Source organism: uncultured Salinicola sp., assembly GCF_937921195.1.
Taxonomy (GTDB): Bacteria; Pseudomonadota; Gammaproteobacteria; order Pseudomonadales; family Halomonadaceae; genus Salinicola.
Genome location: NZ_CALFQK010000124.1, coordinates 1 through 25,223, shown reverse-complemented (window position 1 = coordinate 25,223; position 25,223 = coordinate 1). Strand labels below are relative to the sequence as shown.

General features: G+C 66.3%; 22 protein-coding genes. 14 read left to right on the top strand and 8 right to left on the bottom strand.

All coding sequences use genetic code 11. From position 1 onward, the window contains the following. The 7 genes from Q0602_RS13740 to Q0602_RS13710 form a co-directional block, all read left to right on the top strand. A partial coding sequence (locus Q0602_RS13740; protein WP_298844327.1) for a Mur ligase family protein occupies positions 1-1,179 on the top strand: 1,179 nt, incomplete at its 5' end. A gap of 61 nt (positions 1,180-1,240) precedes the next feature. Further along, positions 1,241-1,984: an SPOR domain-containing protein gene (locus Q0602_RS13735; protein WP_298844324.1), complete on the top strand. Its 744-nt coding sequence runs from the start codon at positions 1,241-1,243 to the stop codon at positions 1,982-1,984. Beyond that, the gene (locus Q0602_RS13730; protein ID WP_298844320.1) at positions 1,984-2,595 is read left to right on the top strand and encodes a CvpA family protein; all 612 of its coding nucleotides are present in this window, start codon (positions 1,984-1,986) and stop codon (positions 2,593-2,595) included. The genes Q0602_RS13735 and Q0602_RS13730 overlap by 1 nt, the downstream gene beginning before the upstream one ends. A gap of 162 nt (positions 2,596-2,757) precedes the next feature. Continuing rightward, a complete protein-coding gene (gene purF, locus Q0602_RS13725) occupies positions 2,758-4,269 on the top strand; it encodes an amidophosphoribosyltransferase (RefSeq protein ID WP_295040963.1) in 1,512 nt (503 codons plus the stop codon). A gap of 52 nt (positions 4,270-4,321) precedes the next feature. Continuing rightward, a complete protein-coding gene (locus tag Q0602_RS13720) occupies positions 4,322-5,524 on the top strand; it encodes an O-succinylhomoserine sulfhydrylase (RefSeq protein WP_298844316.1) in 1,203 nt (400 codons plus the stop codon). A 233-nt stretch (positions 5,525-5,757) separates the two neighbouring features. Next, complete coding sequence (locus Q0602_RS13715) at positions 5,758-6,312, top strand: cytochrome b (protein WP_298844313.1); 555 nt, start codon at positions 5,758-5,760, stop codon at positions 6,310-6,312. Positions 6,313-6,406: 94 nt separating this feature from the next. Beyond that, positions 6,407-6,994: a YceI family protein gene (locus Q0602_RS13710; protein WP_295040711.1), complete on the top strand. Its 588-nt coding sequence runs from the start codon at positions 6,407-6,409 to the stop codon at positions 6,992-6,994. Between the two features lie 124 nt (positions 6,995-7,118). Here Q0602_RS13710 and Q0602_RS13705 read toward each other — a convergent pair whose 3' ends face one another. Next, complete coding sequence (locus tag Q0602_RS13705) at positions 7,119-8,264, bottom strand: FAD-dependent oxidoreductase (protein ID WP_298844310.1); 1,146 nt, start codon at positions 8,262-8,264, stop codon at positions 7,119-7,121. Positions 8,265-8,401: 137 nt separating this feature from the next. On the opposite strand from Q0602_RS13705, the gene dkgB reads away from it, so the two are divergent. Both dkgB and Q0602_RS13695 read left to right on the top strand, forming a co-directional pair. Next, positions 8,402-9,214, top strand: a complete 813-nt coding sequence (gene dkgB / locus Q0602_RS13700; protein ID WP_298844307.1) for a 2,5-didehydrogluconate reductase DkgB — start codon at positions 8,402-8,404, stop codon at positions 9,212-9,214. Positions 9,215-9,335: 121 nt separating this feature from the next. Beyond that, positions 9,336-9,794, top strand: coding sequence for a hypothetical protein (locus Q0602_RS13695; protein ID WP_298844304.1), 459 nt, complete (start codon positions 9,336-9,338; stop codon positions 9,792-9,794). An 89-nt stretch (positions 9,795-9,883) separates the two neighbouring features. On the opposite strand, the gene Q0602_RS13690 is transcribed toward Q0602_RS13695, so the two are convergent. The 3 genes from Q0602_RS13690 to Q0602_RS13680 form a co-directional block, all read right to left on the bottom strand. Next, the gene (locus tag Q0602_RS13690) at positions 9,884-11,074 is read right to left on the bottom strand and encodes an amino acid aminotransferase (RefSeq protein ID WP_298844300.1); all 1,191 of its coding nucleotides are present in this window, start codon (positions 11,072-11,074) and stop codon (positions 9,884-9,886) included. Then, the gene (locus tag Q0602_RS13685) at positions 11,067-11,414 is read right to left on the bottom strand and encodes a 4a-hydroxytetrahydrobiopterin dehydratase (protein WP_295040720.1); all 348 of its coding nucleotides are present in this window, start codon (positions 11,412-11,414) and stop codon (positions 11,067-11,069) included. The genes Q0602_RS13690 and Q0602_RS13685 overlap by 8 nt, the downstream gene beginning before the upstream one ends. A 71-nt stretch (positions 11,415-11,485) precedes the next feature. Next, positions 11,486-12,472 carry an aldo/keto reductase gene (locus Q0602_RS13680; protein WP_298844296.1) on the bottom strand — a complete coding sequence of 329 codons (987 nt, stop codon included), beginning with the start codon at positions 12,470-12,472 and terminating at the stop codon, positions 11,486-11,488. A 145-nt stretch (positions 12,473-12,617) separates the two neighbouring features. Here Q0602_RS13680 and Q0602_RS13675 point away from each other — a divergent pair, with 145 nt between their 5' ends. The 3 genes from Q0602_RS13675 to Q0602_RS13665 are packed head-to-tail and all read left to right on the top strand — an operon-like array spanning position 12,618 to position 19,924. Further along, a complete protein-coding gene (locus tag Q0602_RS13675; protein ID WP_298844293.1) occupies positions 12,618-14,066 on the top strand; it encodes a hypothetical protein in 1,449 nt (482 codons plus the stop codon). A gap of 3 nt (positions 14,067-14,069) precedes the next feature. Then, on the top strand, positions 14,070-15,011 hold the full coding sequence (locus Q0602_RS13670; protein WP_298844290.1) for a hypothetical protein: 942 nt from the start codon (positions 14,070-14,072) through the stop codon (positions 15,009-15,011). Beyond that, positions 15,008-19,924, top strand: coding sequence for a hypothetical protein (locus tag Q0602_RS13665; protein ID WP_298844287.1), 4,917 nt, complete (start codon positions 15,008-15,010; stop codon positions 19,922-19,924). Before Q0602_RS13670 ends, Q0602_RS13665 begins: the two co-directional genes overlap by 4 nt. A 173-nt stretch (positions 19,925-20,097) precedes the next feature. Here Q0602_RS13665 and cfa read toward each other — a convergent pair whose 3' ends face one another. Continuing rightward, positions 20,098-21,249 carry a cyclopropane fatty acyl phospholipid synthase gene (gene cfa / locus Q0602_RS13660; RefSeq protein ID WP_149436350.1) on the bottom strand — a complete coding sequence of 384 codons (1,152 nt, stop codon included), beginning with the start codon at positions 21,247-21,249 and terminating at the stop codon, positions 20,098-20,100. 479 nt (positions 21,250-21,728) lie between these two features. On the opposite strand from cfa, the gene Q0602_RS13655 reads away from it, so the two are divergent. Further along, the gene (locus Q0602_RS13655) at positions 21,729-22,028 is read left to right on the top strand and encodes an MTH1187 family thiamine-binding protein (protein ID WP_298844280.1); all 300 of its coding nucleotides are present in this window, start codon (positions 21,729-21,731) and stop codon (positions 22,026-22,028) included. Positions 22,029-22,098: 70 nt separating this feature from the next. Here the strand turns inward: Q0602_RS13655 and Q0602_RS13650 are convergent, their stop codons facing one another. Next, positions 22,099-22,479 (bottom strand): hypothetical protein, encoded by a 381-nt coding sequence (locus Q0602_RS13650; RefSeq protein ID WP_298844277.1) that lies wholly within the window; start codon positions 22,477-22,479, stop codon positions 22,099-22,101. A 164-nt stretch (positions 22,480-22,643) separates the two neighbouring features. Further along, positions 22,644-23,552, bottom strand: a complete 909-nt coding sequence (locus Q0602_RS13645) for a LysR family transcriptional regulator ArgP (RefSeq protein ID WP_295038129.1) — start codon at positions 23,550-23,552, stop codon at positions 22,644-22,646. A 103-nt stretch (positions 23,553-23,655) separates the two neighbouring features. Between Q0602_RS13645 and Q0602_RS13640 the strand changes: the two genes are divergently transcribed. After that, entirely contained in the window at positions 23,656-24,270 is a 615-nt protein-coding gene (locus Q0602_RS13640) for a LysE/ArgO family amino acid transporter (RefSeq protein ID WP_295038127.1), read from the top strand. A 6-nt stretch (positions 24,271-24,276) separates the two neighbouring features. On the opposite strand, the gene Q0602_RS13635 is transcribed toward Q0602_RS13640, so the two are convergent. Beyond that, positions 24,277-25,223: TrkH family potassium uptake protein (locus Q0602_RS13635; RefSeq protein WP_298844273.1), on the bottom strand; the 947-nt coding region annotated here is incomplete at its 5' end.

The window sequence follows — 25,223 nt, the reverse complement described above, 5'->3', positions numbered from 1 at the left end:
CTCACCCAGGGCCCGATCGCGCACCGTGTGGTGACCGTTGCCGGCACCAACGGCCAGGGCTCCACGGTGGCGATGCTGGAGCGGCTGGCCCGAGCCCACGGGTTGACGACGGCCAGTTACACCTCGCCTCATCTCCTGCGCTACAACGAACGGCTCTGCTTCGACGGTATCGCGGCAGGGGACGAACTGCTGGTCGACGGGTTCGAGCGCGTCGAGGCGGCGCGCCTGGCCGGCGACCCGGTTAGCCTGACCTACTTCGAAGCGGGCACCCTGGCGGCACTGGCGGCGATCGCCGACGCCCGCCCCCAACTGGCCATTCTCGAGGTGGGGCTGGGCGGCCGTCTGGATGCGGTCAACGTGATCGACAGCGACGTGGCGATCATCACCACCATCGCCCGGGATCACGCGGATTTTCTCGGCACCGATCTCGAGGGTATCGGCTTCGAGAAGGCCGGTATCCTGCGCGAGGGGCGGCCGGCGGTGTTCGGCAGCCGGCAGTTGCCGGCCAGCGTCTCACGTCGCGCCGAGTCGCTTGGCGTCGCCGCCTACTGGCTTGGCCGCGATTTCGATCACGCCGAAGCGGGCAATGGTGAATGGTCCTGGCAGGGGCGGCCGGAAGCGGAGGGTCGCTATCGTCTCGATAGCTTGCCCGACCCGGGGTTGCCGCTGGACAATGCCGCCGTCGCCCTGCAGGCCCTGAGCCTCTGCGGTGTGCCGCCACGAGAGGCCGAATCTCGCCTGGCGATGTCGACCGTGGCGTTGGCGGGCAGGCTGCAGTGGCTGGGGAACTGGTGCTTCGACGTGGCGCACAACCCGCATGCGGCCCGTTACGTGGGATCGCGGCTGGCCCGGCGTCTGCGACCGGCACGCCGTATCGGACTGCTCGGCGTGCTCAGGGACAAGGAAGCCGAGGCGCTGATCGAGGCGCTGGCGCCGGTGGTCGACGTGTGGCTGCCGGTGGGCTTGTCGGGCCCCCGTGGCCGCACGGGTGAGGAGCTTGCCACGGTCGTCGCCGCGCTGGGCGGGAAGACATTGTCGGCGGCATCGTCGCCGGCGGCGGCCGTCGACTGGCTGGCGCCACGTCTTGCGCCGGATGAAGAAGTGTTAGTATGCGGTTCGTTTCTGACCGTGGCCGGCGCGCTCGAGGCGCTCCAGCTCCGGATGAATGACGACGCGTAGTGAATTCGATCACAGCATGATCGAGCGGCTGTCGAAGCATGTCTAAGGAGGTCCAGGTCCTATGAAGTATGGATGGCGTGAACGTATCAGTGGCGCGGTCATTCTCGTCGCGCTGGGGGCCATTTTTCTGCCGATGCTGTTCGACGATCCCGAACCGCGCCAGCAGGAGCCGGGGCCGGTCATGGTGATCGAACAGCCGATCGAGGGGGGCGAGACACGTCAGCGCATCATCGAGTCACCGCAGCCGCCCAAGTCGGTCGCCACCAACGGTGGCACCAGCGCCGGCAGTGGCGGTACGGATGGCGCTCCCGTGCCGGAGCCGGATACGCGCAGCCAGCTGGGTGCCGGCGGCGACGACTCGTTTGGCCAGAACGGCGCTGCCGGCGGCGGATCGTCCGCCAATGACGGTGATGATCCGATCGCCGATATCGCGCAGTCCGAACAGCCGCAACCGGCGTCCCGCCAGCCCGAGCCGGAACCGGAGCCTGAACCTGAACCGGCCAAGCCCGCCGCCAGCCAGTCGTCTTCTCCGCAGCAGGCTTCGACGTCCGAGCGTACTCCCGCGAGCAGCGATGGTGGCTGGGTGGTCCAGGTCGGCAGCTTCGGCCAGTCAGACAACGCCACACGGTTGGCTGCCAAGCTCAAGGAGCAGGGTTTCGCGGCATACTCCCAGCCCCGGGACAACAACCTGACCACGGTCTACGTGGGGCCGTTCTCGTCGTCGGACGCTGGCGAGAAGGCGCGCTCCGAGCTCAAGCAGGCCGCCAATATCCAGGGGCTGCTGATTCGCAAGCCGGGTAGCTGATGACACTGACCTGGCTCGACTATGCCTTCCTGCTGGTGTTGACGATATCGATGCTGGCAGGTTTCATGCGTGGCCTGGTGCGAGAGGCGCTGGGACTCGGGGCCTGGATCGTGGCGTTGCTGGCGGCGCGGATATTCGCCCAACCGATCGCCGATCTGCTGGCCCCCTATATCTCCCACCCCGACGCACGACTGGTACTGGGTTTCGTGCTGATCATCTTCGTGGTGGTGATGATCTGCGGCTTCATCATCCGGCTGCTCAATGCGGCGGTCGAGTGGGTCGGCATGGGCTTCTTCAATCGCCTGGCCGGCGCGGCCTTCGGCCTGGCCCGGGGAGCGGCGATCCTGGTGATCGTCACCGTCGTCATCGGGCTGACGCCGCTGGCGCAGCTGCAGGCGTGGCAGCAGGCGCAGCTGAGGCCGTCATTCGAATCCCTGCGCGAGTGGGCGGTGGTCCAGCTGCAGGGCTGGGACGTCGATACGACGGCTGCGGAGGATGCCATGCGGCAACTGCCGATGACGCTGCCGCGAAGCGACAATTCTTCATCCAGTCAGAACGGCCGGGGTGTGACCATTCCGATCCCCGGTCCGACCGAAAAACCGGCGCCCTGAAGGAAGCGATGAACGAATAGACGAGCGGCATGAAGTGCCAGATGCCCGGAGCGCAGGACCGCAACTCAGGGGTCGTGTCGAGGGTTTCGAGCTGGCGACTCGCCCGCGCAGACATTCGTGCACTGTTTCCCGGAAGGGTGCGACCAAGCGAGGTAAGGCGGCATGTGCGGTATCGTAGGCCTCATGGCCAATGAAGCGGTCAATCAGTTGATCTATGACGCATTGACGGTTTTGCAGCACCGCGGACAGGACGCCGCCGGCATGATGACCTGGGATGAGGGTCGCTTTCTGCTGCGCAAGAACAACGGGCTGGTGCGCGACGTGTTTCATACGCGCCACATGAAGCGTCTGCAGGGCCACCTGGGGATCGGCCATGTGCGCTACCCGACCGCGGGCTCCGCGAGCGAGGCCGAGTCCCAGCCGTTCTACGTCAATTCGCCCTACGGCATCACCCTGGCCCACAACGGTAACCTGACCAACTCGGAACAGCTCAAGCAGGAGCTGTTCTCCTCCGACCTGCGTCACATCAACACCAGCTCCGACTCCGAGGTGCTGCTCAACGTGTTTGCCCACGAATTGGGCAAGCAGGGGCTGTACCTCACCCCGGAAGACATCTTCGACGCGCTGCGCCGCGTCCATCGTCGTTGCAGTGGCGGTTACGCGGCGGTCGCGATCATCAACGGCTTCGGTCTGGTGGCGTTCCGCGACCCCCATGGCATCCGGCCGGTGGTCTACGGCACGCGCCAGACCGCCGAGGGCCAGGAGGTGATGATCGCCTCCGAGTCGGTGGCGCTCGACGTCGCCGGCTTCGAACTGGTGCGCGACCTGGCACCGGGCGAAGCGATCTTCGTCGACATGGACAAGAACATCCACACGCAGCAGTGTGCCGACAAGCCGCGGCTGACACCGTGCATCTTCGAGCACGTCTACCTGGCGCGTCCCGACTCCATGCTCGACGGTGCCTACGTCTACGGCACCCGGATGCAGATGGGGCGCAAGCTGGGCGACCGCATCCAGCGGGAATGGCCGGACCACGATATCGACGTGGTGATCCCGATTCCGGATACCTCCCGGACCACGGCGCTGGAGTTGGCCCAGCACATCGGGGTGACCTTCCGTGAAGGTTTCATGAAGAACCGCTACATCGGGCGGACCTTCATCATGCCGGGCCAGACCCAGCGCAAGAAGTCGGTCCGCCAGAAGCTCAACGCCATCGCCAGCGAGTTCGAAGGCAAGAACGTGCTGCTGGTGGACGACTCCATCGTGCGTGGTACGACCTGCAAGCAGATCATCCAGATGGCGCGGGACGCCGGTGCCAACAAGGTCTACTTCGCTTCCGCCGCGCCGGCGGTGCGCTATCCCAACGTCTACGGCATCGACATGCCGGTGGCCACCGAACTGGTCGCCCACGGTCGTACCGATGCCGAGGTGAGCGAACTGATTGGCGCCGACAAGCTGATCTATCAGGATCTGGAGGATCTCAAGGCCGCCTGTCGTGAAGTCAATCCGGCACTGGACGATTTCGACTGTTCCGTCTTCGACGGCAGCTACGTGACCGGCGATGTCGACGAGGCCTATTTCGCGGCGCTGGAGGCTTCGCGCAACGATGCCGCCAAGCAGCGCGAGAGCCTCAACGCCGTGGTCGACCTGCACAACGATATCGAAGACGATTGAACCTTCCGACCCGATGATCCGCTCATCGGGTCCTGCTTTCAGGAGCTGCAGGATGAGTTTTGACGACGACCTCACGCCGGGGTTGGAGACGTTCGGCCTGGAGACGCTGGCGATCCGCGCGGGGCACGAGCGCACCCACGAGCAGGAGCACGGCGAGCCGATCTTCCCGACTTCCAGCTTCGTCTACGGCAGCGCTGCGGAGGCGGCGCGCAAGTTCAAGGGCGAGGAACCGGGTAACGTCTACTCCCGCTTCACCAACCCCACGGTACGCACCTTCGAACGGCGTCTGGCGGCGCTCGAGGGCGGCGAGCGCTGCGTCGCCACCAGCTCCGGCATGGCCGCGATCCTCTCCACCGTGCTGGCGCTGCTGGAAGCGGGCGACGAAGTCATCGTGTCGCGCTCGGTGTTCGGCTCGACCATCGCCCTGTTCGACAAGTATCTCGCCAAGTTCGGCGTGGTGCCGCGGTATGTCGAACTCAACGATCTGGCGCAGTGGGAAGCGGCGATCACGCCCCGGACCAGACTGCTTTTCGCGGAGACGCCGTCGAACCCGCTCAACGAGCTGGTCGACATCGCGGCGCTGGCCGAACTGGCCCACCGCCACGGCGCCTGGCTTGCGATCGACAACTGCTTCCTCACCCCGGCGCTCCAGCGGCCGCTGGAGCTGGGGGCGGACCTGGTCATCCACTCGGCGACCAAGTATCTCGACGGTCAGGGCCGGGCGATCGGCGGGGCGGTCGTGGGGCGGGACCAGGAGCTCGAGCAACTCTACGGCGTCGTTCGCACCTGCGGCCCGTGCATGAGCCCGTTCAACGCCTGGATCTTCCTCAAGGGGCTGGAGACGCTCAGCCTGCGGATGGAGGCCCACAGCCGCAACGCGCTGGCATTCGCGGAGTGGCTGGAGTCGCAGCCGGCCATCGAACGTGTCCACTACAGCGGCCTCGGAAGCCACCCGCAGCATGCGCTGGCCAGGCAGCAGCAGCGGGGCTTCGGGGCGGTGATGGGGCTCGAGGTGAAGGGCGGCCAGGAGGCGGCGTGGACGGTGATCGACAACACTCGCCTGATGTCGATCACCGGCAACCTGGGGGACGTCAAGACCACCATCACCCATCCCGGCACCACCACCCATGGCCGTCTCAGCGACGAGCAGCGCGCTTCCGCCGGCATCCGGGACGGTCTGATTCGCATCGCCGTCGGGCTGGAGACGCTAGACGATCTCAAGGCCGATGTCGCACGCGGGCTGAAATTGCTCTAGCCGCTCCGTCGGCAGTTTCGATAAGCTCCGGCATTCTCGTCGGAGCTTTTCTCCTTCCTCCCGAACGCCCGCGCTGTCTAGGGCAGGTTTCGACGTTGTCGCACTTCCTAAATCCTACCGGTAGACGCTGCAACGCCATTGTTTCCCGCTCGTCACCAATCGTTTTACGGATCCCGCTCTAGCTTCCTGATCGTGAGGCAGTATGCTGAATCGAGACGAATGGGAGATACGCCGTGTGGGCTAATACGCGATCGGGTTGGGGCTGGGTCAGCATCACCATTCACTGGGCGAGCGCGCTGGCGATTTTCGGTCTGTTCGCCCTGGGCTGGTGGATGACCGGCCTGGGGTACTACGATCACTGGTACCACCTGGCACCGTGGTGGCACAAGTCGATAGGCATCCTGGTACTGCTGGTGAGTGTACTGAGGGTGATCTGGAGAGTGCTGCAGCCGACGCCGGTCGCCCATGGCACGCGGCTGGAACGACGTGCGGCGCACATCGGCCATGGCCTGATCTACGCGCTGATGTTCGTCGTGATGATCTCCGGCTACCTGATTTCCACGGCGGAAGGCGACGGCATCAGCGTGTTCGGCTGGTTCACCATGCCGGCGCTGGTGTCGGGTTTGCCGGATCAGGCCGTGCTGGCGGGCGACGTGCACTGGTACGCGGCCTGGGCGCTGGTGGTTCTGGCCGTCGGCCACGGTCTGGCGGCCTGCAAGCACCACTGGCTGGATCGCCAGGATACGCTGGTCCGGATGCTGACGCCCCGTGCGGGCAGGCAGCGCTGATCACGCTTTTCCGGCCAGGGCGGCCGGCCCCGTGCCGAACGCCCTGGCCGAATCGCTCGGCAACATGAATTCAATCGCTTCGAGGAGCAAGACGATGTTGAAGAAGACCGCACTCGCCACGCTGATCGCCGCCGCGTCGGCCATGCCGCTGGCCCAGGCCCAGGCAGCCGACTACAAGATCGACACCGAAGGCCAGCATGCCTTCATCCAGTTCAAGATCAGCCACCTCGGCTACTCGTACATTCTGGGCAACTTCAAGTCGTTCGACGGCGGGTTCAGCTACGATCCCGAGTCGCCGGACGACTCCAGCGTCAACGTGACCGTCGACGTCGACAGCCTGGAAACCAATCACGCCGAGCGCAACAAGCATATCCTGAGCGGCGACTTCCTCAACGCGGGCGAGTTCCCCCAGGCCACGTTCAAGTCCACCAGCTTCGACGTCGACGATGATGGCGAGGAGGCCGAAATGACCGGCGACCTCACCATCCATGGCGTGACCAAGCCGGTCACGTTCGAGGTCGATCACATTGGCGGCGGCGACGATCCGTGGGGCGGCTATCGGCAGGGCTTCGAAGCTTCCACGACCCTGGATCTGGCCGATTTCGATATCGACATGAGCCAGTTCCCGGAGCCGATGCACAGCGTCGAACTCTATATCGTGCTCGAGGGTATCCGTCAGTAGGACGTTTCGGGCAGGGAGGGCGTCCGGTGACGACCTCCAGAGACGGGATCCCGGCCATGGTGCCGGGATCTTGCGTCCTGGGACGTCGGTTGGCGGGGAAGCGTCCGGACGGCCGCGGCAGGGTTCAGCGGTCGCCCAGGTAGTGCGCCACCTCGCGGCGGTCGCGGCGATGCTTCCAGCGCCGAACCCAGCGACCGCGGCACCAGAGCGGGCCGCGCCAGGCGATGTCGCGGAGATCACCCAGGTTGAGCGCCTTCCAGCGCTCGCCCTGGCCATGGCGCGGCAGGGTCCGGGACTCCCCTCCGACCGCCTCTTCCAGCGACGCCAGCAGCAGCGCGGTGCGCTCGCGTGTGGTCAGTCCCTCGCCGCGGCCGGCGGGCTTCTCCCTGGCCAGAAACAGGTTCGGGTCTTGCCGGCTACGCAGTTTCGCGTCGACATCGATGGCGTCGTTCTCGTCCCGGGTCAGGCCGAACATCTCGAGCGTGGGCGAGGGTTTCAGGTGATCGGTCACGACGAGTAGATCGGCGTCGACCACGCTGCCGTCGTCCAGGATCAACTGGCCCTGATGGTAGCGGGTTGCCGTCGCGACCAGCTCCAACTGCAGTCCGCGACGATGCAGGCGCTGGGTCAGCCAGCGATTGGCACGCTGGCAGGCGCCGGGGAGCAGCTTCCGGTCATTGGCGATCAGCGTCACCGGCAGCCGACGTCCGTAGCGCTCGCCCAGTGCCAGCAGGTTGGCGGCCAGTTCGACGCCACTCGGCCCGCCGGCGAGGAGCGCGACGCGCGGCAGTCTGGCCGCAGCGCCTGCGAGCTGGCTCTCCAGCCGTTGGCGCAGTTGCCACAGATCGTCGGCGGAAGCGGTGAAAACGCCCTGCGCGGTATAGAAACCGGGGATGGCGTGTTCATCCACGACGGGCGGCAGGTCGAGCGATAGCCAGTCGTAATCGAGTTCGCGCCCGTCGGTGAGCGTGATTCGGCGCTGGTGTCGATCGACCTGCGCCACGCCGGCGCGGACATGGACACCGCCGTGAACGGCGATGCGGTCCGCAGGGAGACGAACGTCGTCGCGCTGCCATTCGCCGCCCAGCATGCCGCCGAGCCAATCCGAGAATGCGAAGTCCTGCCGGGTGACCAGCGTCACTCGAGCACCGCGTCGCACGAGGCGCTCTGCATGGGCTGCAACGTGGAGATGGGAGTCGCCGTTGCCGACGAGTACCAGATGCCGGCCCTCGGGCGGGCGGTCGGAAGAGCGCGGCTGGGTATTGGGCATGCCTCGATCCGGGCGGAAAATCAGCGTTCAGTCTAGCATGGGCTGGGAGCGAGGCTTGAAGATGTCGTTTTCACCCACAGTGTCGTTCTAGCCGGCCTTCGATTTCATCCGATCTTTCCTACCAAGGAGACAGCATCATGGCACGTCATATACTGCCGCAACCCGGTCTGGGAACCTATCGACTCAAGGAGCAGGCGGTGATCGACTCGGTGACCTCCGCCCTCGAACTCGGCTATCGCCATCTCGACAGCGCCCAGATGTATGAAAACGAGGCCGCGGTGGGCAAGGCGATCCGCCAGAGCGGCGTTCCGCGCGACGAGCTGTTCGTGACCACCAAGATCTGGTGGGACAAGCTGGAGCCGAAGGCGCTGACCGGAGCCATCGAGCAGAGCCTCGAGAACTTCGGCCTCGACCGGCTCGATCTGATCCTGATCCACTGGCCTTCGCCCGGCGACGAGGTGCCGATGGCGGATACCCTTGCCGCGCTCGATGCCGCTCGAGCTCGCGGTTTCACCCGGCATATCGGCGTTTCCAACTTCACCATTGCGCAGATCGACCAGGCCCTCGGCCTGCCGGGCGGCGAGAACATCGTCACCAACCAGATCGAGGTGCACCCGTTCCTCGCCAACCGCAAGCTGGTCGAGCACTGTCAGGCCAAGGGGCTCGATGTCACGGCCTACATGCCGCTGGCGGTGGGCAAGGTGATGAAGGACCCGGTGCTCCAGCGTATCGCCGACGCCCACGATGCCTCTCCGGCGCAGGTCGCCCTGGCCTGGATCGCGGCACGCGACATCATCGTGATTCCGTCCTCCACCAATCCGGCCAACCAGAAATCCAACCTCGAGGCGATGAAGCTCCGGCTCAGCGACGACGAGATCGCCCGGATCGACGATCTCGATCGCGGGGACCGGCAGGCCAATCCGTCGTTCGCCCCGGATTGGGACGAGTGAAGCCGGCCGGCGAGTGCGATGGGCGCCGTCCCGGCAGGCGTCGTGAAACGCAGGCGTTCACGGTCGTCGAATTTTTGTCGCGCTCGCGGGTCAAAGCGTTACCGTTTCAAGAGGATCAGCGATGCGTACACGGATGATGGCGAAGCGAAAGAGTCCCGATCTGCGCCCGGGGTTGGGACTGGGTGCATGCGTACTGGCAGCCATGCTGGCGTTGCCGGTCTGGGCCCAGGATGGCGCGGCGACGCAGGATTCGGCGCCGAATGTCGCGTCGGAGGATGAAGCGCCGCAGGCGCCCGCCAACGCCTCCCAGGTCGACCATGAGTCGATCGAGAAATCCGGCGGCGTCGGTCGGGAGAACGCCGGTTTCACCGCTGGCGGCGCCCAGACTCCGGTCGACCAGCGCCCCAACGCCTTGAGCTTCGATCAACTGGATGTGGACGGTGATGGCGTGATCGACGAGGACGAGGCAGTCAGCGCCGAGCAGCGGAACCTGTTCCAGCAGCTCAACGATCCGGAAGCCGGCGGCGTGACACGGGAGCGCTTCGAGCAGGCGATGGGCGCCGATACGTTAGCCGAGTGAGACCGCCATGCCGTGGCGTTCTCCATTCCCGAAAAAAATCCCGGCCTGAGCCGGGATTTTTTTGTCGAGTCGCGGGTGCGAGGCCGGGGTCAGTCGACAACGGCGGCGATCGCCTTGGCCACGTAGGGCAGGTTCTCGCTGGTGAATCCGGCGACGTTGGCGCGACCGGAGCCGACCATGTAGATGCTGTACTCGTCGCGCAGCCGCTTGACCTGCTCGGTGGAGAGCCCGGTGTAGGAGAACATGCCGCGTTGCTCGGCCACGTGGGCAAAGCGCTGGTCGAGGCCGTAGGGCTTGAGCGAATCGACCAGGTCGCGACGCAGCGTGTTGATGCGGTCGCACATCTCGGTCAGCTCGCTTTTCCAGAGCTGGGTCAGCTCCTCGGACTCGAGAATGTCGACCACGATCGCCGCGCCATGGGAGGGCGGGGTCGAGTAGTTCTCGCGCGCCACGATCGCCATCTGGGAACGCACGTTCTCCATCTGCTCGGCGGTCTTGGCGATCACGATCAGGCAGCCGGTACGCTCGCGGTAGAGGCCGAAGTTCTTCGAGCAGGAGCTGGTGATCAGCATCTCCTCGAGATTCTCGGCCAGCAGGCGGACGCCGAAGGCGTCGATGTCCAGGCCGTCACCGAAGCCCTGGTAGGCGAAGTCGACCAGCGGCAGCAGCCCGCGCTCCTGGACCACGTCCAGAACCTGGCGCCACTGCGCCTGGTTGAGGTCGAAACCGGACGGGTTGTGGCAGCAGGCGTGCAGCAGCACCACATCGCCCTGAGGGATCTGCTTGAGTGCAGCCAGCATGCCGTCGAAGTCGAGACGATTGCGCTCGTCGACGTAGGGGTAGCGCTGGATCGGGATCTCGGCGCCCTCGAAGATACCGATGTGGTTCGGCCAGGTCGGGTTGGAGAGCCACACGCTCTTGCCCGGCAACTGGGTGCGGATGAAATCCGCCGCCAGGCGCAGGGCGCCGGTGCCGCCGGGTGACTGGGTGGCGCTGGCCCGGTTGGCGGCCAGGACCGGCGAATCCGGACCCAGTACCAGTGGCAGCACCGCCTTGCCGTAGCGCGGATCGCCGTGAGAGCCGATGTAGCTCTTGGTCTTCTCGCTCTCCAGCAGACGTGCCTCGGCCTGTTTCACGGCGCGCATGATCGGCGTATTGCCGTCGGGATCCCGATAGACGCCGACGCCGAGATCGACCTTCTGCGGATTGGCATCCTGATTGTACGCTTCGATCAGCCCGAGGATGGCATCTCCCGGGACGCGCTCGATCTTCTCAAACATTAGCGTGCACTACCTCGTCGGTTCTGGCGGCCATGATGAAATCGTTGCGATGCAGGCCGCGGATCTTGTGGGTCCACCAGGTCACGGTGGCCTTGCCCCATTCGGTGGTGATCGCCGGGTGATGGCCTTGCGACTCGGCGAGTTCGCCCACGCGGTTGGTGAAGTCCAGGGCCTGCGCGAAATTGCGGAACGTGAAGCTTCGCTGCAACTGCATGATGCCACCGCGTTCCACGATCTGCCACTTGGGCAGGGCCGGAAGCAGCTGGTCGATCTGCTCCGGCGTCAGGCGCGCTGCCTCTCCGTGGCAGGCGCTGCAGTGCTGTTCGGCGAGGGTCGGCATGGCTCGGTCTCCCTGCATGAATGGCAAGCGCCATGCGGCCTCGTCATGGCGCGGAATGTGGTGGCCGGCGGTCAGGCGAACCCGACGACCTCGTGCGGCACGTAGGGCGCTTCCAGGCCCTCGACTTCCTCCGCCGTCAGCGTGATCTCCAGCGCACCCAGCGCCTGATCCAGATGGTGCGGCTTGCTGGCGCCGATGATGGGAGCGGTGATGCCGGGTTTCTGCAGCAGCCAGGCCAGCGCGATCTGGGCGGGGGAGACGTTGCGTGACCCGGCGAGACCTTGCAGTGCCTCGATGACCGGTGTGTCACGCTCGAGCCCCAGCTTCCAGTTGCGCATCTGCTCGTCGCTCCTGGCGCGCGTGGTACTGCCTTCGCTGCCCACCGGCTTGCTGCCGGCGAGAATGCCGCGGGCCAGCGGGCTCCACGGAATCACGCCCACGCCCTGGTCCAGGCACTGGGGAATCATCTCGCGCTCCTCCTCGCGGTAGATCAGGTTGACCATCGGCTGCATGGTGGCGAACTTCGTCCAGCCGTTGCGCTCGGCGACGTGCTGCGCCTTGGCGAACTGCCAGGCGTGCATGCTGGAGGCGCCGATATAGCGCGCCTTGCCCGCCTTGACCACCTCGTGGAGCGCCTCCATGGTCTCCTCGATGGGCGTGTCGTAATCCCAGCGGTGGGTCTGGTAGAGGTCGACGTAGTCCATGCCCAGCCGTTCCAGCGAGGCATCGATGGCGTGATGAATATGCTTGCGCGACAAGCCGCGCTCGTTGGGGGACTTGTTGCCGGTGGGGTTGTAGACCTTGGTCGCCAGCACCACCTCCTCCCGCCGCGCGAAATCCTTCAGCGCCTTGCCGACGACGCGCTCCGACTCGCCGTCGGAGTACATGTCCGCGGTATCGAAGAAGTTGATGCCGGCATCCAGCGCCTGCTGGATGAAAGGGCGGCTCCCGGCATCGTCCAGCACCCAGTCGCGCCACTGAGGCGTGCCGTAGGTCATGGTGCCGAGACAGAGCGGAGAGACCTTGAGGCCGGTACGGCCGAGGTGACGGTATTCCATGCGAGAACTCCCGGTGAATCGTGGATGAAGGGACTTCTCACCATAGCAGTCAATGGCGGGTTCGTTACGCGGATCGCCATGACCCGGCAGGCCATCCTTGGCATAATGCTGCGCTTTCTCTCGTTGTTCCCCGTCTGGAGTCGACATGACCGCCTGGAACAAGCTGCTGGTCGCGACGACGCGGCTGCTGGATCTACACGACAGCGCCCACGAACCGGGCTCGCCCTTCGTCCAGGTCTCCCAGGAGCAGCGTCGCGGCCTTCGCGACGGCTACTGGCTCGACCTGGGCTGCCTGCTGCTGGACTACCTGCTCGAAGTGGACTTCGCCACCAACAGCGCCTTCGTCACCCAGCGTCGCTGCCTGGCCCATCTGCGAGGGGACTATCCCGAGCTGCCCGCGGACGACCTGTGCTTCGTCATCAATCTGCTGGCGACCCCCAGCGAGATTCACTATCGGGAGTGGCAGGCGGATACCGCCGACAGCGGGGCCGGTGAGGGCGAAACCCCGCCGGGAACGCGCAGCGGCCGCAGCACCAAGCGCACGGCGCTGATCGAGAAGCAGGGCCAGACCGGCCAGGTGCGCCTCACCCCGAGCGGCCGCCAGGCGGTCACCCTGGCCAGCCAGGTCGAGGACCTGCTCTATTCGGAGTATGACGCCGCCAAGGTCATTGCCGCGCTCTCCCGCGGGGACTACGCCCGGGTCCCCGACATCACCCAGCAGATCCTGATGGCGATTCGCGCGCTGACCCAGGAGCTGCGGCGGGTCCGCGAGAATCCGACCCACGAGGGCAAGCTGGCCGCGCTGCTGGACAACGAGCGCCACTACCACAATGCGCTGAGCACCATCCAGAGCACGCTGCTCAGCGCGCGGTCGCAGCTCTCGACGCCGACCCTGATCGCGCATTTCGATGCCTGGGCCGAGCGGCAGGAGGAGGAGTGGGACCTGCGCATGCTCTCCGCCACCATCGGGCGGGTGTTGAACGCCATCGAGAACCTCTCGCGGCGACTGTCCGAGCTGCTGTCGGATATCGCCGAGGGGCGGATCCAGTCGATGGGGGTGATCGACTTCGCCGGGCTGGCCCACCAGCTGCTGCTCTCTCCGCCCCCCGAGCGTCTGCAGGATGCGGTGGTGGCGCGAATGATGCCGCTCGGCACGCAGGTGGCGATGCCCCGCGTGGAGACGCTGCTGCCGCTGGTGGAAACCCGCCGCGCCGAGCGCAGCGGGGCGGCGCTGGTATTCGACGAGGCCAGTGACAAGCCCAGCGCCGATCCGCTGCTGGCGCGCTATCTCAAGGCGCGTGGCCCGGCCCTGCGCCAGCGCCTGCGGCAGTCGCCGCTGTCGCTGCCGGAAGCCCTCAGCGAGGGCTGGCACCACTTCGAGGCGGATTCGGACCCGGCCCACGCCGAAATCCTGGACTGCCTGCCGCAACTGCTCAACACCTTCGTCGACACCCAACTGCTCGATGACCATCTGAGCGTCGGTATCGACGACACCCCATTCGCGATCGCGCTGCCCGACGGACGCCGCATCGAGGGCGCGGTGACGCCCTCGCTGCGTCTGCGACCGACGGCATCGAAAGAACAGAAGGTCTGATTTATGAACATGATGGAAATGGGCGAGGTCGTTGCCTATCTGTTGCGCTACCGCACCGCGGAACGGGTTCCCAGCGGCGGCCGCAAGCGTCGCGCCGCGCGCGAGGGCCAGCTCTCCGAGCGCGACGTCTGTGCCCTGATCGACGACGCCCAGGAGAACGAGCGCGAGGCGTTGCGGGACTTTCTCGCCGGCCAGGGGCTGCGGCTCAAGGCGTTCGAGTCCGGCGACTATCCGGGCATCGCACCGGGATCGCGGTTCTTCGCGCTGCTGCCGGATCCCGAGCTCGAGCAGCCGCCGCTCTATACCCGCGAAGCGGTATTCGAGGCGCTCAAGCTGCGCCAGGAGAGCCGGGCCGAGCTGGCGCTGTGGTATCTGCAGCTGTGGCTGTTGCTGCATACCCTGATCTACACCCGGCTGAACCGCGCACTCTCCGACGTCAGCCGCTATCAGGAGGCCACGTTCGTCACCCGCGAACTGGTCGAACTGGTGCGCGATCAACTGGAGACGCTGCGCGGTCTCGGCGATCGGGCACCGGAGAACAGTCGGGTGCTGCTCGACGAGCGCGGCGAGGACATCCCCCGTCGGGTCAAGGCGTTCATCGATCTGCTGGTGCGTGCCGGCCACCTCGAGGCCGTCCGCGAAGCTGCCGACGAGGATGTCTGGCAGCAGACCCTGCTGGGGGCACTGGAAGCCGAGCAGATCGGGGTCAACCATCTGACCCACCTGATCGAACTGACCTCCACCGAGCCCTCGGACCGGCCCTTCGACGGCGCCGGCGAGGACGCCGCTGACGAGGCGCCGGATCGGATCACGGACGTCGGATCTCGAGATGCCGACGCCGATAGCGCCGAAGAGGCCGAGACGCGCGCCGCCGACATGTTCGACGAGCCGTCGGACGACACGGATGGATCGACGACCGAGAACGCCGAGGAGAATCGCCGGTGAGTGTCATCAACCGTATCGAGATCGCCAACCTGCTCAACAAGCACGGTGACATCGCCTCGCCCTGGGAAGCCAAGATGCGTCACCTGCTGCTCGACCTGCGCGGGCAGTCGAGCGCGGTCAGCATGGAGAACGGCTTCGGCAAGACCACCATGGCCGAGGCCCTGATCGGCATGCTCTCCCGCGATCGCCAGCTCCTGACCCGCACCCGGCGCAAGTGCTCGCCGTCGAAGGTCAACGGCGAGGGCCGCAGCTGGACGCACCTGCGCGTCGAGTTTCGTGCCCAGGACAGCGCCAGCCAGCAGGACGACATGCTGGCCGTCGCCGGCGAGGAAGTCGCCGGCGAGACCTTCGTGTTCGGCATGTACGGCTACAGCGACGGCAGCGGGCTGGTGTTCTACCACTATCCGGGCAAGCTGGCCGACGTACCGGTGCATCACATTACCCGTGACGGCAAGCTGGCGCTCTACGCCAATGCCGACTTCCAGAGCACGATGCGTGCGCAGGGGGTGACCCGGGCCCACAACCGCGAGGAGTGGCTGGAAGCGGTGGGGGCGCATATCTCGCGCCGTGAACTGGCGCAGATGGCGGCGTTCCAGAAGGAGGGCGGCGCCGACAAGAGCCAGATCTTCAACGCGATCAAGCCGCGCGCCGGCGAGAAGGCCGATCAGGCCTTCTTCTACGAAGTGCTGGCGCCGCAGATTCTGTCCGGGGCGACTCGCGGCGAGACCGACGAGGAGGAGGAGCTGATCGAGGACGTGATCCTCAACTCCGGCACCCGGATCACCGAACTGCGCCATCGGCTGGCGGAAGCCGAAAGCGACCAGCAGCGTGCCGACGACAAGGTCGAGCGGCTGGCCACCCTGAACGAAGAGGGCGAGGGGCTGCTCGAGGCGCGTCGCCAGTTGACCGAACTCGATGCCTCACTGCTCGAGGCCGAGCGACTGCTGGGCGGCCAGGCGCTGGCGCCGCTGCCGGGCTTGCCGGGAGGCAGCGGCAGCGCCGAGCAGGCCGCACCCGCCAAGGAAGCGGCCGACAACGCTGTCGGCTTCGCCTGGGCGGCCGGCGATACCGAACGCCCGCGGGTCTCCACCTGGCTGCTGGCCAGGCTGTCGCGCCAGGCCGAGCGCAACGTGCGGCTGGCGCTTTCCGAACGCGGTGCGCGCGTCGATACGCATCGTCGCCTGATCCACCTGCCGCAGGCGACCTGGATCACGGCCCGCGACATCGGTCATGTCTCGTTCGACCAGGCCCGGGCCTGGCTGGCGGACAGCCACGCCTTCAATGACGACGCCTCTCGCTACCGTGCGCTGGGCCTGCTCGACGACGCCGCCGAGGCGTTCGAGTCGATGGATGGCAACCGATTCCGCGAAGAGGTGATCGCCGACCGCGAGTATCGCCGTTCGCTGCGGCTCGATGCCGAACAGCTCGATGAGGAGATGGAGCGGCTGGAGCAGGAGCGGGAGCAGCTGGAATCGCGCCAGCGCGATTTCATCGACAACCAGAGCGTCTACACCCAGGCGCTGGCCGAGGGGCTCTTCACCGAGGCCGAACTGGAAGCGCCGGAAGCCACCCGCGACAGCGCACAGGCCAGGCTGGCCGAGGCCCGCAAGGCCCATGCCGACCACCTGGGGCGGATGGGCGAGCTGAAGCAGCCGGCGCAGTGGTACGAAGCGTTCACTGCCGAACATCCCGCTACCACGCCCGACGAGCTGCTGGCGACCAAGGAAGCGCAGCGGGAGCGCCTGGAAGCGCAGCTTGGCGAGTGGGACGCTCAGGCTAGTTCGCTGGACACCCAGCGCGAGACGATCCGCGAAGCGCTGCAGACGCGACGCGAGCAGCGCCAGCGCCTGGAAGGGGAGCTGGCGCCGCTGGCCTCCGGCCGGCAGGCCTGGCAGACCTTCGCCGAACGCTGGCCCGAGCACTCGGCGGTGGGATTCTGGAGCGAGCGCAAGAACGCGCTGGCAGAACACGAGCAGGCGCTGGCCGAGAGTCGGCGGACCCAGAGCGATGCCAAGGCGCGCCTCGAACGGCTGACGCCGCTCAGGGACGCCGCCGAGCGTTATCGTCACTGGCACGGCGAGGCCTCGCCGGTGCATCTGCGGGACACGCTCTATCGCCAGTCACGGGAAGCCCAGGATCGCCTGCACCGACTCGACCAGCAGGGCCAGCAGCTCGGGACCCTGCAGCAGGCGCTGCACGACTTCAGGGAGTTCAGCGAACAGGCGCCCTCGGCCTGGCTCAAGGATGCCAAGGCGCGCTACCCCCGCCTGCTGCGAGAGCAGGAGACGCTGGCGGCCGCCATCGACGCGCGTGAGCAGTATCTCGAGAGCCTGAGCGGCGATCCGCTGGCCCGGCTCGCTTCCGAGGCCGAAGCCCGGGCGTGTCTCGACGCCAGGGAGATCGCCTTTCGCCCCCTCCACGAGGTGCTGGCCGGTATCGAGGCGGAAGACGGCCAGCGTCGTGAATGGCTGGCCCAGGCCGCCGGCCAGCTGTTCGCGCCGGTGGTCGAGGGTGAAGACAACGCCCGCGAAGCGTCGCAGTGCCTGGTGGACGCCGGCTGCGGCGTTCCGGTGCTCGAGGCCGATCGCCTGCAGGCGACGCTGGCACGTGGCGAGCTGCCGCTGGGGGCGGTGCAGGGCGTCGAGACGCTGGCGGTCAAGGCCGCGCTCGATCCCGCTTATCTGACCGCGCTGCGGGAGGAGACCCAGCAGCGTCTCGCGGTCGACCGTGAACGCCGGCTGGCGCTGGAAGCCGAGGTCCAGCGACTCGACCCCCACGGCGAGCGTTTCCGCCTGGCGCTGCAGGCCGAGGAAGCGGTCAGCCAGGATGTGGAAGTGCAACTGGCGGCGCTGGAGGAGCAGCGCGAGCGGGCCGAGAGCGAACGGCAGGCGCTCGAGCCGCGCCTGAGCGAAGCGGCGATGAAATCGATCGACGATTTCCAGCGCTTCCTCGAGGAGGGCGGCGAGCCCGCGCTGGAAGCGGCCGTCGAGGAGAGCGAGGCTGCCGCGGCTCGTATCGAGACGCTGAGTCCGCAGCGCGAGCAGGCCGCCAGGGAGCTGGAGACCCACGGTGAGCTCTGGCTGGCGGCGGAGCGATTCGCCACGGCCGGTGGCGTCGAGCGTCTCGAGGAGATCGACGCCAGTCTGGCGGCGCTGACCGAGACCTTGACCGAGTACGAGGAGCGGTTCGCCGAGATCGCGCTGCAGAGTGAAGAGTTGAACGCCCGTCGCGACGAGTGTCGCGAGCAGCTGCGTCATCTGTTCGCCGACGGGGAGCGCGAGCGCCTGCGCCGGCTGGCGGCGTTCGTCGCCGAAGAGGGGCCGGGCTTCATGCGCGATGCCGAGGCTCGGGAAACGGCACTGGCGGCCGCACTGGCCCAGGCCAGTCGACGAGCCGACTTCGATTTCGCGCGGATCCGGGCCTTCCTGGATGTCCGCGACGATCAGGGGGGCAATCGCACCCTGGAACGCGACATCGGCCGCCTCAAGCAGTCGCTCAAGGAGGCGCGGGAGCGGCGCAAGGCCAATGGTCGCGAGCAGGGCGCGGTGGAAGCCCGCGTGGCCCGCCACCAGCAGGCGCTGACGGTGGTGGACCAGCTGGCGGTGGCGTGGCTGGAGGTGTTGCGTCAACTGCCCGAGGGCTGGCTGGAGCGTGCCGCCGCGGACGCCACGGCCCGCTGGCCGGCGGTGGGTGTCGACGCGCCACGGCTCGACGCGGCCATGGACGACTGGCGCCAGTGGCTGGCGACGGCGCTGGATGATCCCGACCAAGAGACGGATGCCGCCGCTTTCGATCTCGAGGCCTTGGAGACCTGTCAGCAGACCCTGCTGGAGGGGCTGGGTGGGCTCAACCTCGGTGAGCGTGCCCGCAACCGGGAGCGGCAGGCCCGCGATGTGGCGGCCCGGGAGAAAGCGCTGGCGCTGTCGCTGGAGTCGGCCAGTGCCAGCCGGCTGTTCAACGAAACCGAACGCGCGCGGCTGGATACGCTGGAGGGCGTCAGCCACGCGGCGCTGGAGTCGCTGCGCGGTCTGCACCGCCAACTGGGGGGGCAGCTGGAGGAGCATCGCCAGCGCGTGGCCCGGTTGCACGCATCCCGGGAGCAGATCGAGGACACCCTGGTCGAGCGCCTGAGTTCGATCATCATCGACGCGGCCGGCAATCTGGAAATTCTCAAGCGTGCCGCAAAACGCTCCAGCGGCGGTGGCGCCTACTTCGAGGTCAAGGCCGACCTGATCGCCGACGAGTCGGTGCGGGAGCTGATCCAGCAGTTGCTGGCGGACATCGACGCCCATCTCGCGGTCCAGCGGCGGCGCCTCGAGCAGGCCGGCGATGGCCCGCAGGCCAAGGGCGGCCGCGACGACGAGCTGACCCGCCAGATTCGCCGGCGCATCTACCGCGGGCTGTTCTGCGACGTCACCATCCGTCTCAAGCACGATGCGATCCGCCCCCACGGCCGGCTGTTCTCGCTCAACGAGGACATGTCGGAAGGCCAGCGCGAGGCGGTCTCGCTGATGTGGCTGGTGAAGCTTTCCGAGTTCGCCATCGAGCGCGAGCTGCGCGAGCTACCTGGCAGCCACAAGCGCCGTGCCCGGGCCAGCCGCGAGAGTGTCATCCTGCTCGATGGCCTGTTTTCCAAGCTCTCGCACCGCCGCCTGATCCAGGATTCGCTGGAGTCGCTGCGCAATACCCGCGGGCGTTTCCAGATGATCGGCCTGATCCACAACCCCAACTACGAGAACGACCCGAGCATCTTCCCCACCTACCTGGTCGGCAGCGTGATCGGCGGCCAGCAGGGGCAGGGCGGCCACGTCATCGTACGGGAAGGGCAGGCGGTGGCTCCCGAGGAGGCCGGCCGGGGTAGCGGCGAAGCCAGCCTGTTCGGGATTCATGTGACCCCGGCGGCGGTGGAGTAATCAATGAGTTCCATGACAACGGCTATTGGTCGATAAAGGGGAGTGCGAGGGGCCTGCCCCTCGCAATAACGAGCAGAAGGAGGGTAAGGACTCAGTCAGTGGTGAGTCGATTCTGCTGAAATCTGTCGCCTTGGAAACAGGCTGCTGTTCGAAGCGGCAGCCCGTAGCCCGTATCAACGCGGCGAGTCGTAACGTCCGCCACGACCGTTGGAGTAGACCACCTGCCACAGCTGGAGGTCCCGCGCCCGGAAGGCGCCGGCGCAGGAGCCGAGATAGTAGAGGAACATCCGCTTGACCCGCTCGCCGTAGTGGTCGGCGATCTCGTGCCAGTGGGCGAGCAGGTTCTCCTGCCACGCCATCAGCGTGGTGTCGTAATCGGCACCGAAGTTCTGCCAGTCCTCCATGATCAGCTTGCCTTCGCTGGCGTCGGCAACCTGCTGGATCGAGGGCAGGATGCCGTTGGGGAAGATGTACTTGTTGATCCAGGGGTCGATGCTGACCTCGTTGGTGTTGGAGCCGATCGTGTGCAGCACGAACAGGCCACCGGGCTTCAGCAGACGTTTGACGGTATCGAAGTAGGTGGCGTAATTGCGCTGGCCGACGTGTTCGAACATGCCGATCGACACGATACGGTCGAATTCGCCGCTGAGCTCGCGATAATCCTCGAGCAGTATCTCCACCGGCAGCCCGGCGCAGCGTTCACGGCCCAGCTTTGCCTGCTCTTCGGAGATGGTGATGCCGGTGACTTCGACGCCGTACTGGCGGGCGGCATGCTCGGCGAAGCTGGCCCAGCCGCAACCGATGTCGAGCACTCGCATGCCGGGTTCGAGATCCAGCTTGCGGCAGGCGAGGTCGAGCTTGGCGACCTGGGCCTCGTGCAGCGTGCGCGCTTCCTTCCAGTAGCCGCAGGAGTAGCAGAGCGTCTCGTCCAGCATGCGGGTGAAAAGGTCGTTGCCGAAGTCGTAGTGCTCCTTGCCGACGATATAGGCACGAGCCTTGCTCTGCAGGTTCATGAAGGTGGACTGAAGCTTGTAGACGATGCGTTCGGTGGTGGTGTGCGCGACCGTGCCGAGTCCGTGGCGTAGCAGGCGGTGGATCATCTCGTCGATGCGATCGCACTCCCACCAGCCATCCATGTAGGCTTCGCCGAAGCCGATGGAACCCTGGCGAACGACCCGCGAGAAGAGGTCGGGGTGGTGAACGCGAATATCCCAGGGCTGGTTGCCGTTGAGGGTGACACCGGAGCCTTCGAGCAGTTTCTCCAGCGTCTGACGGGCGCGGGTGTCGGGCAGCGCGACGGGGGCGATAGGCGTATTACTGGTCATGTTGTTTCCTAGCAAGGGGCGCAGTGTGCTCCCCGGCCGCCTGACGGCATCGTTCCGCTCGAACGACGAAAAATAACCTTTTGAATTGCGGGTTCGACCGCGCTGACGCGTTTTTTCGGTCATTTTCCACTCGCTTGAAACGGTTCGAAGGATCAAGCTATGGCGGCGGGAGGGCGTGGTGCGCCACGGTCCCTGTTCCCTGTTGGCCATGCGCTATCCGAAACAATAAGTGTTCGATGACGTTTCAGATAGAGTCCAGCCGTAATTGCATTAGCCTTATTTACATTGCGTGCTAACGGCTTTGCCGTCAATAAGCCTAGCGCTATTGCCATGATAGTCCAGGCCCGATCCCGTTTTTTTACAGCGGGTTCGGCTCGCCGATACACTGGATCGACTCGGTCGAATCCACTGCCCGGCGCGGGCGCGATTCGAACGACGGAATTCAGCGCCATGGAAAAACCGATCGGAGGAGCGAAACTATGCACGTCATCGTCGATCTATGTGTCGTGCCGCTGGGAGTCGGGGTGTCGGTATCGCCCTACGTGGCGGCGTGTCAGCGAATCATCGAGGACTCGGGCCTCCATCATCGAATGCATGCCTACGGCACCAATATCGAGGGGCCGTGGGACGAGGTGATGGCCGTCGTCAAGGCGTGCCACGAAGGGGTGCACGCGATGGGGGCGCCGAGGATCACCACGACGCTGAAGATGGGGACGCGGACGGACCGCGAGCAACGCATGGATGAGAAGGTGGATAGCGTCGAGGCCCTGCGCGGCTAGGCCTGGGCCCCATCGACATTCCGGTGGAGACCGGAAAGATGCGCCGGCCGCGGCGGCCGGCGACAGGGGGTTAGCGGCAGCGAATCGTCCAGGTGACCTTGTAGCCATCGCCTTCCTGGGTGGCGGCCTGGAGTTCGGTGTCCTCGTCGACCGTGGCGCCTTCGAGCTGCTGGTCGGCGCTGGCGGCTTTGCCCGACTCCTCCCCCGGCCCCATCGTCTGCTGCTCGACGATGACGAATTCGTCGTAGTTCTGCGCTTCGCACTGCTCCAGAGCGCGCTCCTTGGCATTGCTCATCGCCTCGTCCTTGTCATCACCCAGACCGGTCACGACGTAACGGGTGGCTTCCTTTTCGACCGAGCTGCTGTCGCTGGCGCAGCCCGCGAGGGTGCCCACCGTGAGCAGTCCCGTCAGGGCCATCCAGATCGGTGTCGTCGCTGTCATCTTCATCATGTCACTCACTCCTTGTGTCACGGTGGCCAGCTGACCGTGCGCGAAATCGCAGCGTCGCCGGCTGGTGTTTCAGTTTAGAACTTCGGTTGCCATCCGCAAGCTATCGAAATCCGTAAGTCATTCTACAGCAGGGAAAATGTTCCTGCTGCGCGAGGCGTTGTCCGTCAGGCCGACGTGGCCGGCGTCGCTTCCGGCGCTCTCAGCCAGTGGTCGCCGGCGGATAGCAGATGCGCGGTCAAAGCATCGAGAAGCTCGCCGCCGTGGCGCCAGAAGTGCCAGTAGAGCGGCACGTCCAGCGGACGCTGCGGATCGAGATCGACCAGCTCCCCCCGCGACAGCCCATCGCTTCCCTGGCACTCGGGGATCATGGCGTAGCCGATGCCGGCGAGCGTCATGTGCAGCACGCCCTCCGACGACGGGCAGAGGTGGTGCGGAAACGGCTCCTTGAAACCGTGCAGATCGAGATAGCGCTGATGCAGGCGATCTTCCGGTCCGTAGAGAATCGCCGGCGCCCGTTCCAGCGCCTGCTGGGAGACACCCTCCGCAAAATGGCGCTCGGCGAATCCGGGACTCGCCATCACGCGGTACCGCATGGTGCCGAGGGCGCGAGCGCGCGCGCCTTGGACAGGCCTCGCGGTGGCGCAGATGCAGCCGGCCACTTCGCCATCGCGCATGCGGCGTAGCGCCACCTCCTGATCGTCCACCACCAGATCCAGCAGCACGCCGCGACGGTGGCAGAAGTCGCCAAGGGTCGGCGCCCACCAGGTCGCGAGGCTGTCGGCGTTGATCGCCAGCCTGAGCCGTTGCGCCCCCTCGCCGAGGGCCGGGATCCGGTCGAGCAGATCATGCTCCAGCAGACGCACCTGCTGGGCATGGTTGAGAAGCCGCTGCCCCAGCGGGGTCGGCAGCAGGCGCGGCGTGCGGACGACCACCGGCTGGCCCAGTCGGGCTTCCAGCAACTTGATGCGCTGGGAGACCGCCGACTGGGTCAGGTTGAGCTGCTGGGCGCCGCGATCGAAACCGCCCTGATCGACGATGGCGGACAGGGCTTCGAGAAGTTTGTAATCCAGCATCAAATATTCTAATGCCTCATTAGCCAATTCATTTTTATTAATAGTCGATGTCGCCGCATGATGCGAATCCCCGTGCCTTTGCGCAGCGCCATGAGAGTTCACTATGGGAACGTCAGTCATTCAGGGTTTGTTGATCGGCGCCACGCTGATCGTGGCCATCGGGGCGCAGAATGCGTTCGTCCTGAGGCAGGGCCTGCGTCGCGAACATGGCTGGCTGGTGGCCGGGATCTGCGCCTTTTGTGATCTGACGCTGGTGGCCGCTGGCGTGGCGGGCCTCGCGCCGCTGATCGCCTCGAGCGCTACCGGCCTGCAGCTGGCGCGCTGGGGTGGCACCGGTTGGCTCGTGTGGCAGGCCGCGGTAGCGTTCCGGCGTGCGGTGCGCCCCCGCAGCCTCGAAGTGGGGGAGTCCACTAATGGACTGCCCGCGGCAGGTGCGTGGTCGGTGATCGCGGCCACGCTGGCGGTGACACTGCTCAACCCCCACGTCTATCTGGATACGGTGGTGATGCTGGGCATCATCGGCGGCCAGCAGTCCAGCCCCGTCGGATTCGTGGTTGGAGCGTCGCTGGCGTCGCTGTTCTGGTTCTTCGGGCTGGTCGGACTGGCGCACTGGCTGTCGCCACGGCTTCGCAACCCGCGGTGGTGGCAGGGCATCGACACGGCGGTCGGAGCGACCATGCTGCTGGTCGCCTGGCAGCTCGCGACTCACACGCTGTGAACAGGGTTAGCCAATCTGAATGTCGCCTTTGGCGTAGCGCACGCCCCTTGCCTGCCGTGTCGCCAGGAAATAGCCGACGGAGAGCGGTCCCACCCGGCCCAGCAGCATGGTCAGGCCCAGCAGGAACTGCCCCGGCAGCGAAAGATCGCTGGTGATGCCCCGGGACAACCCCACGGTACCGAAGGCGGATACGGTCTCGAACGCCAGATCGAGAAACGACTGTTCGCTGTCGGTGATGGTGAGCCCGAACAGCGCCATCACCACCAGCAGGACCCCGGCCAGCGCTACCGTGATCGCCTTGATCACGGTCTCCTGGGGGATCGAGCGGCCGAAGACCGTGGGGTGTTCGGTGTTGCGGTAGAACGCGCGGGCCGTCAGCAGCAGGACCACGAAGGTGGTGATCTTGATGCCGCTGGCGGTGGAGCTCGAGCCGGCACCGATGAACATCAGCACCATCACCAGCAGCGTCGAGGCGTCGGTCAGCGAGCCGGTCTCCAGCGTGTTGAAGCCGGCCGTACGCGGGGTGACGGCCTGGAACCAGGCCGCCTGCAGCTTGGCGAAAACGCTCCCCAGGCCACCCAGGGTGCCGGGATTGGACCACTCCAGGCCGAGCAGGATCGCGGTGGCGATCACATTGAGCCAGAACGTGGCCAGCAGCACGACCTTGGTCTGCATCGCCAGGCGCGACCAGCGACGATGGCGATAGAGATCGCTGACCACCACGAAGCCCAGCCCGCCGACGATGAACATCAGCGTCACCGTTGCATTGACCAGCGGATCGCCGACCTCCTTGATCAGACTGTCGGAAAAGGTCGAGAAGCCGGCGTTGTTGAACGCCGAGACGGCGTGGAAAAGGCTGTGCCACAGCCCCATCTCCAGCCCCTGCTCGGGCACCCAGTGGCAGGCCAGCAGCAGCGTGCCGACGGTCTCGGTAATGAAGGCGAAGGCGACCA

Bases quoted from the DNA above. Each gene is read 5' to 3' on its own strand.
- Q0602_RS13735 (WP_298844324.1), top strand. From the start codon at position 1,241: ATGAAGTATGGATGGCGTGAACGTATCAGTGGCGCGGTCATTCTCGTC.
- Q0602_RS13730 (WP_298844320.1), top strand. From the start codon at position 1,984: ATGACACTGACCTGGCTCGACTATGCCTTCCTGCTGGTGTTGACGATA.
- purF (WP_295040963.1), top strand. From the start codon at position 2,758: ATGTGCGGTATCGTAGGCCTCATGGCCAATGAAGCGGTCAATCAGTTG.
- Q0602_RS13720 (WP_298844316.1), top strand. From the start codon at position 4,322: ATGAGTTTTGACGACGACCTCACGCCGGGGTTGGAGACGTTCGGCCTG.
- Q0602_RS13710 (WP_295040711.1), top strand. From the start codon at position 6,407: ATGTTGAAGAAGACCGCACTCGCCACGCTGATCGCCGCCGCGTCGGCC.
- Q0602_RS13705 (WP_298844310.1), bottom strand. From the start codon at position 8,264: ATGCCCAATACCCAGCCGCGCTCTTCCGACCGCCCGCCCGAGGGCCGG.
- dkgB (WP_298844307.1), top strand. From the start codon at position 8,402: ATGGCACGTCATATACTGCCGCAACCCGGTCTGGGAACCTATCGACTC.
- Q0602_RS13695 (WP_298844304.1), top strand. From the start codon at position 9,336: ATGCGTACACGGATGATGGCGAAGCGAAAGAGTCCCGATCTGCGCCCG.
- Q0602_RS13690 (WP_298844300.1), bottom strand. From the start codon at position 11,074: ATGTTTGAGAAGATCGAGCGCGTCCCGGGAGATGCCATCCTCGGGCTG.
- Q0602_RS13685 (WP_295040720.1), bottom strand. From the start codon at position 11,414: ATGCCGACCCTCGCCGAACAGCACTGCAGCGCCTGCCACGGAGAGGCA.
- Q0602_RS13680 (WP_298844296.1), bottom strand. From the start codon at position 12,472: ATGGAATACCGTCACCTCGGCCGTACCGGCCTCAAGGTCTCTCCGCTC.
- Q0602_RS13675 (WP_298844293.1), top strand. From the start codon at position 12,618: ATGACCGCCTGGAACAAGCTGCTGGTCGCGACGACGCGGCTGCTGGAT.
- Q0602_RS13670 (WP_298844290.1), top strand. From the start codon at position 14,070: ATGAACATGATGGAAATGGGCGAGGTCGTTGCCTATCTGTTGCGCTAC.
- cfa (WP_149436350.1), bottom strand. From the start codon at position 21,249: ATGACCAGTAATACGCCTATCGCCCCCGTCGCGCTGCCCGACACCCGC.
- Q0602_RS13655 (WP_298844280.1), top strand. From the start codon at position 21,729: ATGCACGTCATCGTCGATCTATGTGTCGTGCCGCTGGGAGTCGGGGTG.
- Q0602_RS13650 (WP_298844277.1), bottom strand. From the start codon at position 22,479: ATGATGAAGATGACAGCGACGACACCGATCTGGATGGCCCTGACGGGA.
- Q0602_RS13645 (WP_295038129.1), bottom strand. From the start codon at position 23,552: ATGCTGGATTACAAACTTCTCGAAGCCCTGTCCGCCATCGTCGATCAG.
- Q0602_RS13640 (WP_295038127.1), top strand. From the start codon at position 23,656: ATGGGAACGTCAGTCATTCAGGGTTTGTTGATCGGCGCCACGCTGATC.